General features: G+C 67.8%; 13 protein-coding genes. 9 read left to right on the forward strand and 4 right to left on the reverse strand.

Features of this window, described 5'->3' with window-relative positions:
• Positions 1–124: 124 nt before the first annotated feature.
• The 7 genes from miaB to lnt all read left to right on the forward strand — a co-directional run bounded on the left by miaB (position 125) and on the right by lnt (position 6845).
• The gene (gene miaB, locus DQ229_RS02520) at positions 125–1453 is read left to right on the forward strand and encodes a tRNA (N6-isopentenyl adenosine(37)-C2)-methylthiotransferase MiaB (protein ID WP_114964705.1); all 1329 of its coding nucleotides are present in this window, start codon (positions 125–127) and stop codon (positions 1451–1453) included.
• A gap of 217 nt (positions 1454–1670) precedes the next feature.
• Positions 1671–2342 carry an OmpA family protein gene (locus tag DQ229_RS16715; protein WP_238380935.1) on the forward strand — a complete coding sequence of 224 codons (672 nt, stop codon included), beginning with the start codon at positions 1671–1673 and terminating at the stop codon, positions 2340–2342.
• Between the two features lie 4 nt (positions 2343–2346).
• Positions 2347–2688, forward strand: a complete 342-nt coding sequence (locus DQ229_RS16220) for a hypothetical protein (protein ID WP_155326423.1) — start codon at positions 2347–2349, stop codon at positions 2686–2688.
• A 153-nt stretch (positions 2689–2841) separates the two neighbouring features.
• Positions 2842–3900, forward strand: a complete 1059-nt coding sequence (locus DQ229_RS02535) for a PhoH family protein (protein WP_114964717.1) — start codon at positions 2842–2844, stop codon at positions 3898–3900.
• On the forward strand, positions 3884–4414 hold the full coding sequence (gene ybeY / locus DQ229_RS02540) for an rRNA maturation RNase YbeY (RefSeq protein ID WP_114964716.1): 531 nt from the start codon (positions 3884–3886) through the stop codon (positions 4412–4414). Before DQ229_RS02535 ends, ybeY begins: the two co-directional genes overlap by 17 nt.
• 14 nt (positions 4415–4428) lie before the next feature.
• Positions 4429–5286, forward strand: coding sequence for a transporter associated domain-containing protein (locus DQ229_RS02545; RefSeq protein WP_114964707.1), 858 nt, complete (start codon positions 4429–4431; stop codon positions 5284–5286).
• Positions 5283–6845, forward strand: coding sequence for an apolipoprotein N-acyltransferase (gene lnt / locus DQ229_RS02550; protein WP_114964708.1), 1563 nt, complete (start codon positions 5283–5285; stop codon positions 6843–6845). Before DQ229_RS02545 ends, lnt begins: the two co-directional genes overlap by 4 nt.
• Before the next feature lie 165 nt (positions 6846–7010).
• Here the strand turns inward: lnt and DQ229_RS02555 are convergent, their stop codons facing one another.
• From DQ229_RS02555 to mazG, 3 genes are all read right to left on the reverse strand, one after another.
• Positions 7011–10571, reverse strand: a complete 3561-nt coding sequence (locus tag DQ229_RS02555) for an efflux RND transporter permease subunit (RefSeq protein ID WP_114964709.1) — start codon at positions 10569–10571, stop codon at positions 7011–7013.
• Positions 10568–11851 (reverse strand): efflux RND transporter periplasmic adaptor subunit, encoded by a 1284-nt coding sequence (locus DQ229_RS02560; protein ID WP_114964710.1) that lies wholly within the window; start codon positions 11849–11851, stop codon positions 10568–10570. The genes DQ229_RS02555 and DQ229_RS02560 overlap by 4 nt, the downstream gene beginning before the upstream one ends.
• A gap of 222 nt (positions 11852–12073) precedes the next feature.
• Positions 12074–12910 carry a nucleoside triphosphate pyrophosphohydrolase gene (gene mazG, locus DQ229_RS02565; protein ID WP_114964711.1) on the reverse strand — a complete coding sequence of 279 codons (837 nt, stop codon included), beginning with the start codon at positions 12908–12910 and terminating at the stop codon, positions 12074–12076.
• Positions 12911–12979: 69 nt separating this feature from the next.
• On the opposite strand from mazG, the gene DQ229_RS02570 reads away from it, so the two are divergent.
• Positions 12980–14155, forward strand: coding sequence for an amidohydrolase (locus DQ229_RS02570; RefSeq protein ID WP_114964712.1), 1176 nt, complete (start codon positions 12980–12982; stop codon positions 14153–14155).
• 25 nt (positions 14156–14180) lie between these two features.
• Here the strand turns inward: DQ229_RS02570 and DQ229_RS02575 are convergent, their stop codons facing one another.
• On the reverse strand, positions 14181–14609 hold the full coding sequence (locus tag DQ229_RS02575; RefSeq protein WP_114964713.1) for a SufE family protein: 429 nt from the start codon (positions 14607–14609) through the stop codon (positions 14181–14183).
• A 141-nt stretch (positions 14610–14750) separates the two neighbouring features.
• Here DQ229_RS02575 and DQ229_RS02580 point away from each other — a divergent pair, with 141 nt between their 5' ends.
• A complete protein-coding gene (locus tag DQ229_RS02580; RefSeq protein WP_114964714.1) occupies positions 14751–15212 on the forward strand; it encodes a hypothetical protein in 462 nt (153 codons plus the stop codon).
• Positions 15213–15407 lie beyond the last annotated feature (195 nt).

The raw sequence follows: 15407 nt of genomic DNA on the forward strand, positions 1-15407 counted from the left end.
GCGCGGATGCGCCCGCCTGGGGGGCGGGCGGGCGCATGCCCGGGCCGCAAGCGGCCCGGGCGGGGTGAAACCAATCAGGCGCAACATGCCCTAGACGGGCGGCGCAACCCCGGAGTGTTGGATCATGGCCGAGCCGAAGAAGCTGTTCATCAAGACCTATGGCTGTCAGATGAATGTCTATGACAGCGAGCGCATGGCCGAGGCCCTGGGCGCCTCGGGCTATGTGCAGACCGCGGCCCCGGAAGAGGCAGACATGATCCTGCTCAACACCTGCCATATCCGCGAGAAGGCCGCCGAAAAGGTCTATTCGGAACTGGGCCGGCTCAAGCCGCTCAAGGCCGCGAAGCCCGGCCTCAAGATCGGTGTCGCCGGCTGCGTGGCCCAGGCCGAGGGCGAGGAGATCCTGCGCCGCCAGCCGCTTGTCGATCTGGTGGTCGGGCCGCAGAGCTATCACCGCCTGCCCGATCTGGAGGCCCGCGCGGGGCAGGGGCAGCGGGCGGTGGAAACCGAGTTTCCCGCCGAAGACAAGTTCGATCATCTGCCGGCGCGGCCCAAACCGCGGCGCGGGCCGACGGCCTTTCTGACGGTGCAGGAGGGCTGCGACAAGTTCTGCGCCTTCTGCGTGGTGCCCTATACCCGCGGTGCCGAGGTCAGCCGCCCCGTCGCGCGGGTGTTGTCCGAGGCGCGCGATCTGGTCGAGCGCGGCGTGCGCGAGATCACGCTGCTGGGCCAGAACGTCAACGCCTATCACGGCGCCGGGCCGGAGGGCGGCGACTGGAGCCTTGCGCGGCTGATCCGGGAACTGGCCGAGGTTGACGGGCTGGAGCGTATCCGCTTCACCACCTCGCACCCCAATGACATGAGCGACGACCTGATCGAGGCGCACGGAACCTGCGAAAAGCTGATGCCGTATCTGCATCTGCCGGTGCAATCGGGGTCGGATCGCATTCTCAAGGCGATGAACCGCAGCCACACCGCCGAGCAATACCTGCGCGTGATAGAGCGCCTGCGCGCCGCGCGGCCCGACATTCTGCTTTCGGGCGATTTCATCGTCGGCTTCCCCGGCGAGGAAGAGGCCGATTTCCAGGCCACCATGGACCTGGTGCGCGCCGTGGAATACGGGCAGGCCTATTCCTTCAAGTATTCGCCCCGCCCCGGCACCCCGGCGGCCGAACGCGCGGGCGTGTCCGTCGAGGTGATGGATGACCGGCTGCAGCGGCTTCAGACGCTGCTCAACCAACAGCAGCGCGCCCGGCAGGAGGCGATGGTCGGGCGCAACGTGCGGGTTCTGTTCGAAAAGCAGGGTCGCGCGCCGGGGCAGCTTGTCGGCAAGTCGGAATATCTGCACGCTGTTCATGTCATCGCGCCCGACAGCGCCTTGGGCGAATCGCGCGCGGTGCGAATCGCCGCCAGCGCGCCGAATTCGCTGGCCGGGGAGCTTCTGGCGGGCTGAATCGCGCCCGAAACAAGGCGCGCGCGTGCCTGCGCGGGCCGGAAATTGGCGCGTGGCAACAGCCCGTTTCCCCTGCCGCAACAGAAGAGTCGGAAAATTCCTTCACATATGTGTGAATCTTGTTAGTGTTTGGCCGTCTGCGTGCGGCGGCGGTGCATTTCTGTGCCGGTTCCAGCTATGCCGCCGCAATGGGGGTCATTTGGAAAGGACATCGGCTGTGTTCAGAAAGTTCAGAACGCATGCATTGCTGCCTGCATTCATATTGGCGTTCGGCATGGCGGCGGTTCCCGCCGGTGAGGCCAGCGCGAACGGCTATCAATCCCAGGATTCGAAATCGGCACCTGCCGCGAAATCGCAGCTCCGGATGGCGTCTTCGTCAGGGATGCCAGCGGCCGTGCCTAATCCGCCGCCGCCCCAGTCCGATGTGTCATTCCGCTGGAAGCCCACGGTCTGGATTGATCCGGACGGCTGTATGCACTGGGCTGCCGATGGCGGGGCCGAGGGCTACATGGTGCACCGCGTCAATCCGCAAACGGGCAAGCCCGTCTGCCTAGAGATGAACACCTGCCTGGTTGAAAACAGCGATGTGCTTTTCGCCACCGACAGTCACAGGCTGACACAGCAGGGGCAAGCACGCCTGAAGCACTTCTTCGAGAATGCCGGCGCTCACGCTTATGCGGTCTACGGCCACACCGACAGCCGCGCTTCGGATGAATACAACATGCGCCTGTCCGAACGGCGCGCCCGTTCGGTGGGAAATCTCGCGCGCTCGATGGGCAAGCATGTCGCCCGCGAGATGGGCTTCGGCGAACGCGTTCCGATCGCCACGAATGCGACCGCGGCCGGCATGGCCAAGAATCGCCGCGTCGAAATCGTTTGCTACAGGTGACATCATGAAAGCGTATTGCACTTTTCGCAGGGGCGCGGCGGTCGCGCTTGTTCTGGCCCTGGCGGCCTGTGGCGGCATCCCGCAGGATGGCGGCCCGCCGATCATCGCCGACGGGATCGACCGCGGCCCGGTCGACGGCCAGGACCTGAGCCAGCTGCGCGCCGCGATCGCCATCGACCCGGACGGCTGCCACACCTGGATCATCGATGACGGGCTTGAAGGCTACATGTCGCGCCGTCACGATCCGCGCACCGGCCTGCCGGTCTGCACGCCCATCGCGCCTCCGGGCAGCATCGTGGGCGATCCGTATGCCAGCGCGCCGCATGTTCCGGATATCTACCGCTGACATGTAGGGCGCTTGCTGGAGTGGCCGCGGAGAGGGGAGGCTCCGCGGCCATTTTTATTGTCACGCTTTGATGAAACTTTCGCGCAGGCGCTTGCACCCGAGCTGCTGTCGGGGCACGCTCGAATCCAGTTGGACTTTGTGACGGAGCCACGATTGGGACTCAGCGTGCTGACCCCTGCGTCCGACCGGGACGCCAGTGACGGGATCGTTCTGGAATTTTCCGACAACCGGCTGCTTATCGACCTGTGCGGGGAGTTCGACAGGAACCTTGCGCAGATCGAGGCTCTGCTTGGGGTGCAGATATTGCGCCGGGGCAACCAGCTTGCCCTGCATGGCGCGCCGGAACAGCGCGAACGCGCGCAGGCGGTGCTCGAAGCGCTCTATGAGCGGCTGGAATCCGGGCGCGGGGTCGAGCCGGGCGATATCGACGCATCGGTGCGCCTGGGCGATGCCCCCGGCAACGCCCAGGCAGCAGAGGGCGCGGAGCGCGCCGGCAAAGGCAGCGCGGGCGTGCCGACCGGCGCACAGCTTGAGATGTTTCAGGCCGGCCGGATCGAGATTCGCACTCGCAAGCGCAACGTGGAGCCGCGCACCCAGGCGCAGCGCGCCTATGTTCGTGCGCTGGTCGGCAACGAGATGAGCTTCGGCATCGGTCCTGCGGGCACCGGCAAGACCTATATCGCGGTGGCGGTGGCGGTCTCGATGTTCATCGACGGCCATGTCGACAAGATCATCCTCTCGCGCCCGGCGGTCGAGGCGGGCGAGCGGCTGGGCTTTCTTCCCGGTGACATGAAGGAAAAGGTCGATCCCTACATGCAGCCGCTTTACGATGCGCTCAACGATTTCCTGCCGGGCAAGCAGCTTGGGCGGCTGATCGAGGAAAAGCGAATCGAGATCGCGCCGCTGGCCTTCATGCGCGGGCGCACCTTGGGGAATGCCTTTGTGGTGCTGGACGAGGCGCAGAACGCCACCGGCATGCAGATGAAGATGTTTCTCACCCGGCTGGGCGAGGGCTCGCGCATGGTGATCACCGGGGATCGCAGCCAGGTGGACCTGCCGCGCGGCGTGGCCTCGGGGCTGGCCGAGGCCGAGCGCATCCTCAAGGGCGTCAAGGGCGTGTCGTTCAGTTATTTCACGGCTGCCGATGTGGTGCGCCACCCGCTGGTTGCCCGGATCATCGAGGCCTATGAGCGCGATGACAACACTGGTTGACTGCCTGATCGAGGACACACGCTGGCGCGAAGCGGGGCTTGAGCCGCTGGCCGAGCGGGCCGCGCAGGCCACGCTGGCGCATCTGGGGCTGGGGGCCGAGGGGTTCGAGATCAGCCTGCTGGCCGCCGATGATGCGCGCATTGCCGATCTGAACGCGCAGTTTCGCGGCAAGCCGGGCGCCACCAACGTATTGTCCTGGCCTGCCGAGGATCTCGCCGCCGAGGCCGAGGGCGCTGCCCCCGCACTGCCCGAGCCCGGCCCGGCGGATGACCCCGAAGGCCTGGGCGATATCGCGCTGGCCTATGAAACCTGCGCGCGCGAAGCGGCCGAGGCCGGGCGCAGCCTGGCCGACCACGCCACGCATCTTGTCGTTCACGGGCTCTTGCATCTTCTGGGCCATGACCACATGCGTGACGGCGATGCCGCACTCATGGAAGCGCGTGAAGTCGAGATACTTGCCATTCTGGGTGTGGCGAACCCATATGAGGAAACGGGCGCAACATGCCCAGGCTGACGGAAACAGGAGAAATGGGCGATACCGAAGGCGGATCTACGGCGGCGCAACGCGCGCAAGATCCCGATGAAGGCAATCAGAAGGGCCTGTTTGGCAGGTTGATGAATGCCTTCCAAACCCCTGAAGAAGAAGATGAAAGTGCGCCAACCGGCTTGCGCCGCGTGCTCGACAACCTGCGCAGGCTGCGGGTCGAGGATGTGTCAGTGCCCAAGGCCGAGATCGTCGCGGCCCCGGTGGATATCGGGCGCGATGCGCTGATCGCGCTGTTTCGCGATTCGGGCTATTCGCGCATCCCGGTCTACGAGGACACGCTCGACCACCCGCAGGGCCTCTTGCTGCTCAAGGATCTGGCGTTGAAATACGGATTCAACGGGCATCACGCGTTCGACCTGCGCCCGCTCTTGCGCCCGCTGATCTTCGCGCCCCCCTCGATGCCGCTGGCGGTGCTGTTGCAGAAGATGCAGTCCGAGCGGACCCACATGGCGCTGGTGATCGACGAATATGGCGGGGTGGACGGGCTGGTCACGATCGAAGACCTGATCGAACAGGTCGTGGGCGAGATCGAGGACGAGCACGACACCGAGGACGAAACCCACTGGGCGCAGGAAAAACCCGGCTGCTATCTGGCGCAGGCGCGCACGCCGCTTGACGCTTTCGAGGCCGAAATCGGCCTGCAGCTCGCCCCCGAGGATGACCGCGACGAGATCGACACCCTGGGTGGGCTGGTCATCATGCTCAGCGGGCGGGTGCCCGCACGGGGCGAGGTGATTACCCATGAAAGCGGCGTGATCTTCGAGGTGGTCGAGGCCGACCCGCGCCGTATCCGCCGCCTGCGCGTGCGGCTGCCCGAGGCACTGGTCGATCCCGCATGAGGCGCGCGGCGCGGTGGCTGCGCGGGCTGTGCGCCCCGCCGGTGCGCCCGGGCTGGCGCCTGCTGGGGGGCGCGGCGCTTTTGGGGGCGCTGGTGGCGGCAGGGCAGGCACCGCTTGGCTGGTGGTGGCTTTCGCTGCCCGCGCTTGCCGCGCTGATGGCGCTGATCGCGACCGAGGCTCGCGCGGGCCGCGCCGTCTGGCTGGGCTGGTTCGGCGGGGCGGCGTATTTTGCGGCGGCGCTTTTCTGGATTGTCGAGCCCTTCTTCGTGGACCCCGCGCGCCATGGCTGGATGGCGCCTTTCGCGCTGATTGGCATGAGCTTCGGCCTGGCGCTTTTCTGGGCGCTGGCGGCCGGGGCGGCCTTCTGGCTGGGCGGGGCGTCGCTGCGGGCACGGGCCAGGGGACTGGTGCTGACACTCGCGGCGGCCGAACTGCTGCGCGGCCATGTGCTGACGGGTTTTCCCTGGGCGATGCCCGGGCACATCTGGCTGGATACGCCGCTGGCGCAGCTTGCCGCGCTGATCGGCGCTTCGGGGCTTACGGCGCTGACATTCGCGCTGGCGGCGCTGCCGCTGCTGGCGGGGGCGGGGTGGTTGCGCCGGGGCGCGGGGGGCGTGGCGGCGTTTGCCTTGCTGGCGGGCGGGTGGCTCTGGGGCGAGGGGCGGCTGGCCGCGCCTGTTGCGGGCGAGGCGCCGGGTATCACGCTCCGGCTGGTGCAGCCCAACGCGCCGCAGCACCTCAAATGGCACCCCGACTGGGCCCGGCACTTCTTCGAGCGGCAGCTTGACCTGACCGCCGCCCCCCCCGAGGCGGGCGCCCCTGCGCCCGATCTGGTGATCTGGTCGGAAACCGCGATTCCCTGGCTGCTCGACGAGGCCGGCCCGGCGCTGGAATGGATCGCCGAGGCTGCAGGCGGTGGCCCCGTGGCGCTGGGTGTGCAGCGGCGCGAGGGCGCGCGCTATTTCAACTCGCTGGCGCTGATCGAGGGGGACGCGGGCGCGGTGCAGGCCGTCTATGACAAGCACCACCTGGTGCCCTTCGGGGAATACGTGCCCCTGGCCGAGGCACTGCTGGGCGCGGGCTATGCCGGGCTGGCTTCGCGGCAACTGGCGGGCTACAGCAAGGGGCCGGGGCCGGAGCTGATGGATTTCGGCGCGGCGGGCCGGGTGCTGCCGCTGATCTGCTACGAGGCGGTGTTTCCCCGCCATCTGCGCGCCACCGAGAGGCCCGACTGGGTGTTGCAGGCCACCAACGACGCCTGGTTCGGCCGGCTTTCGGGGCCGTTCCAGCACCTGGCGCAGGCCCGCTTTCGCGCCATCGAGATGGGGCTGCCGGTGGTGCGCGCGGCCAATACCGGGGTCTCGGGCGTGATCGATGCGCGCGGGCGGATGCTGGCCGGTCTGGGGCTGGGGCAGGCGGGTGTGGTCGATGCACCGCTGCCGGCCGCCGATGCGCCCACCGTCTTTGCCCGCCGGGGCGAGGCGCCGCTTGCCGCGCTGCTGGTTCTGCTGCTGGGCGTAGCGGGGCTGGGCAGGGTTGTCATCGCGCGGCAACGCTGAGGAAGGGCGCCAAGAGGGGCGCCCAATTCATGCGCGGCCGGCACCGGTGGGGGAGCAGGCAAAGCGGGAGAGGGCGTCGCGCCTATGGCTGGCCGGGGCCTGCGGCGCGGATATTTTCACCAAGAAGAAGGCGCGTGGGGCAAAACGGTGCGCGCGCGCTGCGGCTCATTCGGCGGCGCGCAGAGGCAATGTGCTGGCGGCGCCTTGCGGCGGCACCGTGCTGTCGGCTGTGTCTTCCCAGATGACATCGTCTTGGGAAAGCTTGCGGGCGGCACGGGCAAGGGCGCGGTCGCGCGCGGCCTGGCGGCGGGCGCCGGGGGCAAGCTGGCGCAGCGTCGCCACCGAGCGGTAGGCGCCCGCCGCCACCCAGACCCTGAGTGCCAGCAGCGCCGGGGTGAAGACCAGCGTGAGCAGCGTGGCGATCCCCAGACCGAACACCACCGCGGTGGCAAGCTGCTTCCACCATAGCGCTGTGGGGCTGTCGAGCGAGTAGCCGCCATTGATGAAATCGATGCTGAGGCCCAGCATCATCGGCGTCAGCCCGGCCATGGTGGTGATCGTGGTCAGCAGCACCGGGCGGATGCGCGCCTCGGCGGTGCGGATGATGGCCTCGATCCGCGGCATGGTGCGGGCGTATTCCTGATAGGTGTCGATCAGCACGATGTTGTTGTTCACCACGATGCCGGCCAGCGCCACGATCCCGGTGCCGGTCATGATGATCGAGAATGTCTGGTCCATCACCAGCATCCCGATCAGCACTCCCGCGGTGGACAGCACCACCGCCACCAGCACCAGCACCGCGTTGTAGAAACTGTTGAACTGCGCCAGCAGGATGATGAACATCAGCGCCAGCGCCCCGGCAAAGGCACCCATCAGGAACTCGGTGCTTTCCTCCTGGTCCTGCTGGTCGCCGGTCCATTCCCAGCTGATGCCCGCCGGCAGGGGATTTTCGGCCTCCAGCCAGCGGGTGAGATGCTCGATGCGCTCATTGGCGTTGACCGGGCGCCCGGCCTCGTTGGTCAGCCCCGGCGCGACATTGGCCTTCACGTCGAAATAGCGCTGCTGGTCCACGCGGTCGATCTGTCCGAGGCTGGGCACCGGGGCGCGGGTGATGAAATTGGAGAGCGGCACCTGCCCGGCCGCGGTCTGGACGCGCAGGCTGTCGAGGGTGGAAAGCACGCGGTCCTTTTCGGGCAGGCGCACGCGGATCTCGATTTCCTCGTCCGAACTGGCGACCCGCATGGTGTCGAGCAGGATGCCACGGGTGACAAGCTGCACCATGCCGCCCACGGTGGCCACATCGGCGCCGAACCGGCCCGCGCGTTCGACATCCACGTCGATCTGCCAGTCAATGCCGGGCAGGGGGCGGGTATCTTCGACATCGACAATACCGGGGGTGGCTTGCATCCTTGCGACGACGGCCTCGGCCGCCGCGTGAAGGGGGCCGAAATCAGTGCCCTTGAGGCGCAGATGCACCGGCTTGCTGGCGCCGGGGCCGCCGGTGGCCACCAGGATCTGGCTGCGGATGCCGGGGATCCGGTCGAGCCGCTCCTGCATCCGGTCGCGAATGGCGTTGCCGTTCATGCCCGGCTGGCCGGCGCGGTCTTCCCAGCGGGTGAATTCGAACTGGACCTGCCCGACCGTGTCGAGCGGGGCCTGCGCGCCGCCGGTGTTCTGGTTCAGCCCGCCCGCGCCGGCAAAGGCGAAAGCCGCGGCCACCCCGTCAAGCCCGAGCACGACCTCTTCGGCCTGGCGCACCAGCGCGTCCTTTTCGGCCAGCGAAAGGTTGCCGCGCGCCTGGACATAGACAATGCCCTGTTCGGCGTCGGTCTCGACGAAGAACTCCACGCCGCGGTTGTGCTCGCCGTAATAGGCGAAGGTGGCGACGACGAAGCCCGCGACCGCAAGGATCGTCACCACCGGCATCACCGGGTTGCCCACGATCAGCCTGATGAAACGGCCAAAGCCGGTGCGCTGCCGTCCCGCGCGGATCCGGGGGCTCTGCCCGCCGAGGCGCGCGGCGCTCAGCGTGACCGAGGCGGCCAGCGCCCCGGCAATGAACAGCACCGCGCCCGGCAGCAGTGCCGCCGCGCGCGGCCAGTCGGCTGGCGCAGCGAACAGGTAGCCCGGGTTCAGTGTCTGCATTGCGCCCAGATAGATCACCCCCAGCGCCAGCGGCACGAGCGCCGCGCGGATTAGCCAGGGCAGCGGGCGCAGCCCGCTTGAGGCGCGCTCCAGCAGCCGCGACACCCGGCCCGACACGCCGCCCATGATCGGCAGGTAGATCAGCGCCACGATCAGCGATGCGCAAAGTACGAAGATCAGCGTGAGCGGCAGCATCCCCATGAACTCGCCCGCGACGCCGGGCCAGAACAGCATCGGCAGAAAGGCGCAGAGCGTCGTCGCCGTCGAGGCGGTAATCGGCCAGAACATCCGCTTGGCCGCCATTACATAGGCCTGCATCGGGCCGGTGCCCTCGCGGATGCGTTTGTCGGCGTATTCCACCACCACGACCGCGCCATCGACCAAAATGCCCACCGACAGGATCAGCCCGAACATCACGATGTTGGAAACCGTGACACCCATCACCCCGAACAACACGAAACACAACAGGAACGAGGTGGGAATCGCAAAGCCCACCAGCAGTGCCGAGCGCGTGCCAAGCGCGGCCAGCACCACCATCATCACCAGCGCGATCGCGGTCAGCACCGAGGCTTCAAGCTGGCGCACCATCGCCTCGACATGCACCGAGCGGTCAAGCGAGGTGGCCACGGTGACCGCCTCGCGCAGCGGTTCGGGCCATTCAGCATGCGCGGCGGCGACGGTTTCGCGAACCTGCCGGGCCGTGTCGATCTGGTTGAAGCCCTTGCGGATCACGACCTGCAGCGCAACGGCGGTTTCGCCGTTGAAACGGGCGGTGCCGCTGCGGTCCTCGAAGGTCAGGCGAATATCGGCCAGATCGCCCAGCCGCACCACGCTGTCGCCGTTTACCTTGACTGGCAGGCGCTCCACATCCTGAGGGCCGGTGAAGGCCGAGGGCACCTTTACCGAGAACGCCCCGCTTTCGGTCTCGACTTCGCCAGCGGCGACAAGCTGGTTGTTGCGGGTGACGACATTGATCAGCTCGCCGGCGGTGACGTTGTAAGCCTCCAGCCGCAGCGGATCGATCACCACCTCGACCATCTCGTCGCGGATGCCGGCGATCGTGGCCTCGAGCACGGCATCGATCCCCTCGATACGCTCCTGCATGTCGCGGGCCAGCCGCGACAGGCTGCGTTCGGGCACATCCCCCGAAAGCGAAACGACGATGATCGGAAATTCGGAAAAATTGAACTCGTTGATGCTGTAGCTGTCGAACCCGGCCGGAAACTGTGCCTCGGCGCGGCTCATCCGGTCGCGCACCTCGGCGATGGTGGCCTGCTTGTCCCAGCCGAATTCGAACTCCAGCACCATGCCGGCGTAGTTTTCGGCCGCGGTGGCCGACATGGTTTTCAGCCCGTCCAGGTCGGAAAGCTCGGTCTCCATCGGTTTGATCAACAGGGTTTCGCTGTCTTGCGCCGAGACGCCGGGAAACGGCACCGAGACGAAAAGAGCGGGGATCTCGATATCCGGTTCGCCCTCCTTGGGCAGGCCGGTATAGGCGAAGACCCCCGCCGCCAGCGTCAGCGCGATGAAGGCCAGCACCATCCTCGCCCGCCCCGAGGCCCAGTCGATGATGCGGGTCATTGGTCCGCCTCTGAGACTGCCCCTGAACCTGCGGGCGGCGGGGCAATGCCGGTGATCGTGGCGGCCAGCGGGTTGGCCCCGCCGGTGCCGTCATCCAGTGGCGCCTCGCGCCAGGTCGGCGCCACCGACACGCCGTCGCGCACGAATTCCTGCCCGACGATTATGACATCTGCCGCAGCGGGCAGGCCCGAGACCCAGACCCCATTGATTGAATCGCGCACCACCTCGACGGGCACGAAGCGCGCGCGGCGTTCTTCATCGACAATCCGCACACCCAGCCGCCCGTCATCGTCAAGCGTGAGCGCCGAGCCGGGCAGCAGATGCGCCTCGGCCCCGGCGGCGGCGATGGCAATCTCGGCGGTCTGGCCGTCGCGGATGCCCAGGTCGGGGTTCGCCACGGTCACTTCGACGCGGAAGGTGCGCGTGCCCGGATCGGCCGAGCGCGCAAGGAACGTGACCTCGCCCTGCACCTCGCGCCCGCTGACAAGCCGCGCGCCGGCCGGGGCACCGTGTTCGATGCGGTCGATATCGGCCTCGGGCACGAACCCTACCAGCCGGATCGGATCGAGCTGCACCACCGTGGCACACAGCGCGCCGGGTTGCATCAGCGCGCCCAGCTCGGCGCTGTCGGTCTCCAGCACGCCGCCAAAAGGGGCGGTGATGGTCAGCCGCTCGATTTCCTCTTCGGCGCGGGCGACGGCGGCCTGGGCGGTTTGCAGCGCGGCGCGGGCATTGGCGGCGCGGGTGTCCGAGGCAAACCCCTCGGTCGCAAGCTGTTGGGCCGCGCGAAAGCTTATCTCGGCCTCGGTCAGCCGTGCGCGGGCCTCGTCCAGCGTGGCGGCGCGGGTTCCGGGGGCAAGTTGGCACAGGGTGTCGCCGGACTCGACCATGCTGCCGCGGGGCAGCGGCTCCGAGATCACGCGGCCCGAGGTTTCGGCCATGACCTGCACCTGACGGGCGGCCTCGGTCCGGCCGCGCAGAATTACCGCGCGTTCGATCTGCTGTGCTTGGGAAGGCATCGCCACGACGGCCACGCGGCGCTCGGGCGTATCTTCGGCAGGCGGCGCATCGGCGGCGGGCGGTGTGGTTTCGGTGGTCGGTTCAGGCACCGGCAGGGCCGTGTTGGTGTCAGGCGCGCCGGTGATCCATTGCACCACGGCGATCCGCCCCAGCGCGCTGGGGTCGCCTTCGGCGAAATCGAACAGGGCGTCACGCTCGAGCACCAGAAGATAAAGCGTGAACAGCACCAGCGACGCGGTCAGAAGGGAAATGATGCGCATCTAAAACCTCGGATCGCCGGAGGCAGAAACCCAACCGGGACGAAGCGGCAAATAGGGCGCCGGGCAGGGATTGACAAGCGCTGGCCGGTCACTTCAGTTCAATCACGCAGAGACTAGGTATCCCTGCGCCGCAGCGCAAGGGGCGCGGGGTTTTCCGCCGGCCCGTTGCGACAGCCACCGAGCGCGGCAAACCCATGGGCCAGGCAGGCGCGGCATCTGCGGCTAGGTCTGCGCCTTCTCATGCGCTTTGGCGTCGTTCCAGAGGGCATCCATCTCGGCCAGGTCAGAGTCCTCCGGGCGCCGCCCCTGTGCTGCAAGTTCGGCCTCTACCGCACGGAAACGGCGCGTGAATTTATCATTCGTGCCGCGCAGCGCGGCCTCCGGGTCGATACCGAGATGTCGCGCCAGATTGGCCATGACGAACAGCAGATCGCCGAATTCTTCCTCGATCTCGGCCTTGCCCAGGCTATCGCGCGCCTCGACCAGTTCGCGCGCCTCCTCGATGATCTTGTCAACGACCTGCGCGGTTTCGGGCCAGTCGAAACCCACCCGTGCGGCGCGCTTTTGCAACTTTACCGCGCGCATCAGGGCCGGCAGCCCCAACGCAACATCGTCAAGCACCCCGCCCTGGTCACGCGCGGCCCGCTCGGCGGCCTTGACGCGTTCCCAGTCCTGCACCTGCTGCGCGGCGGTCTTGTCGCGGCTCTCACTGCCGAAAACGTGCGGGTGGCGCGCCACCATCTTGTCACAGATCGCGCGGGCGATGCTGTCAAAGCTGAAATGCCCGGCCTCGTCGCCCATCTGCGCGTGATAGACCACCTGCAGCAGCAGATCACCCAGCTCACCTTCGAGCGCGGGCATGTCGCCACGCGCGATCGCGTCGGCCACCTCGTAGGCTTCCTCGATCGTGTAGGGCGCGATCGAGGCGAAATCCTGCTCGATATCCCAGGGGCAGCCGGTTTGCGGATCGCGCAGGCGGCGCATGATCTCCAGCAGGCGGGGCAGGCCGCCCTCGGGGTCGTGAACCAGGGCGTCGCTCTCGGCGCGGGAAAGGGGCATTGCGGGGCCTCGTCGGATGGTGTCATGTATCGCGCGTGACACTGCCCCTTTCCGGCCGAGGAATCCACCATGCCCGTGCATAATGCCATTGCCGAACTTGCCCCGAAGATGACCGAATGGCGCCACCACCTGCACCGCCACCCGGAAATCGGCTTTGACTGCCATGAGACAGCGGCCTTCATCGTGGCGCGGCTGCGCGAGATGGGGATCACCGAAATTCACGAAGGGATCGCGCAATCGGGCATCGTGGCGATCATAGAGGGTCAGGCCGAGGGGCCGACCGTGGGCCTGCGCGCCGATATGGACGCCCTGCCCATCGAAGAGGCCACAGGCGCGCCATATGCCTCGACCGTGCCGGGGCGGATGCATGCCTGCGGCCATGACGGGCACACCACCATGCTTCTGGGCGCGGCCGGGTATCTGGCGCAGACGCGGCGTTTTGCCGGGCGCGTTGCGCTGATCTTCCAGCCCGCCGAGGAATCCGCCGGTGGCGCGGGCGTGATGGTGCGCGAAGGAATCATGGAGCGTTTCGACATCGCGCAGGTCTATGCCCTGCACAACGCCCCCTACCTGCCCGAGGGCATGATCGCGATTTCGCCGGGCGCGGTGATGGCCGCGGTCGATACTGCCTGGGTCAACGTCACCGGGCGCGGCGGCCATGGCGCCCACCCCGAGGCCACCGCCGACCCGATCGCGGCGGGCATGGCCATGGCGCAGGCATTCCAGAGCATCGTGGCCCGCAACCGGCGCGGCACTGACGATCTGGTGATCTCGGTCACGCAGTTTCACGCCGGCAGCGCCGACAACATCATCCCCGACAAGGCCTGGTTTTGCGCGACGGTGCGCAGCTTCGACCCGGCCGTGCAGGAGATGGTGCAAAAGCGCATGGCCGAGATCGTTGCCGGCCATGCGGCGGCCTACGGGGTCGAGGCGGTGCTCGACTATGACGTGGGCTATCCGGCCACGATCAACGACCCCGCCCGCGCCGCTTTCGTCGCCGAGGTTGCCGCCGAGGTGGCCGGGCCGGGGGCGGTGCTGCCCTCCGCCCCCACGATGGGGGCCGAGGATTTCTCGTACATGCTGCAGGCGCGGCCCGGGGCCTATCTGTTTCTGGGCGCGGGCCGGGAAGGGGGCAGCCCAGCGGCGGGGCTGCATCATCCGGCGTTCGATTTCAACGATGCGGTGGCGCCGCTGGGGGCAAGCCTGCTTGCCCGGCTGGCCGAGCGCGCGCTGCCGGTGGCGTGATCGCGGTGCGGCCCGTGCGGCCCCGTCAGGCGGCGGCGGTCTGTTCGGCCAGTCCGCGGATGCGCGCGACCATCGCGCGCAGCCCGTTCGAGCGCTGCGATGAAAGATGCTCGTCCAGCCCCAGCCGCGCCAATTCCTGCGCGGCGTCGGTTTTCAGCACCTGGGCCACCGTCTGGCCCGAGTAAAGCGCGTGCAACACCGCGATCAGCCCACGCACGATCATCGCATCGCTTTCGCCCTGGAAATCGAACCGCGCCTGCGGGCCTGTCCCGTCTATCTGCGGCATGATCCAGACCTGGCTGGCGCAGCCGTCCACCTTGGTGGCGGGCACGCGAAACGCCTCATCAAGCGGGGGCATCGCCTTGCCCAACTCGATGACATGGCGATAGCGGTCCTCCCAGTCGTCGAGGAACTCGAAGGTTTCGGCGATCTCTTCAAAGGCTTCGCTGGCCAAGGCGCTGCTCCATTTGCTGCTTTCCGATCACCTATGTGCAAGCGGCGCAAAGGTCCAGCCTTGCCGCATGTGGCTTTTCATGTCATCGCCTATGGTCTAGTTTGGCCGCAAATCCGCTGAAGAGACGGCACGGGGGACGCCATGAACAGATCCACATTGGCCGCAATGGTTGCGCTTGGGTTGCTGGCCGGGTGTGGGGGGCTGTCATCGCTCAACCCGTTCAACTGGTTCGGATCGAGCGAGGAAGTCACGCTCACCCCCGAAGGCGGCTACGCGCTGGTGGACGACAACCGCCCGCTGGTCAGCCAAGTGACCGAAATGGCCGTGGAGCCGTTTCCCGGCGGGGCCATCGTGCGCGCCGTGGGCCTGCCGCCCCGCCAGGGCTGGTGGGATGCCGAACTGATCCCCGAAAACGACGGGCGCGCGGTGGACGGGGTGCTGCGATTCCGCTTTGTCGTGGCGGCGCCGCGCCAGCCCACGCGCGAAGGCACGCCGATGTCGCGCGAGGTCAGCGTTGGGCATTATGTCTCGGATCACCGGCTGGCGGGTGTGCGCCGGATCGAGGTGATCGGCGCGCAGAACGCCCGCAGCAGCAACCGCTGAGCGATCCGTGGCCACCGGAGGTACGGCGCCGCGCGCGCGACCCCGGGGCGGTTCGGCAGGCATCGCCGCCTCGCCGACGCAGTGCATCTCGTTCTCTGGCGCGCGCCGCCCTGACTTGTTCACGCAGCGCCACACAGGGGAATCGCATTTGAGCGACCTCTGCATGACACAGCCCGCAAAAAGGCCCGAGGGCAG

Source organism: Alkalilacustris brevis, from assembly GCF_003350345.1.
Taxonomy (GTDB): domain Bacteria; phylum Pseudomonadota; class Alphaproteobacteria; order Rhodobacterales; family Rhodobacteraceae; genus Alkalilacustris; species Alkalilacustris brevis.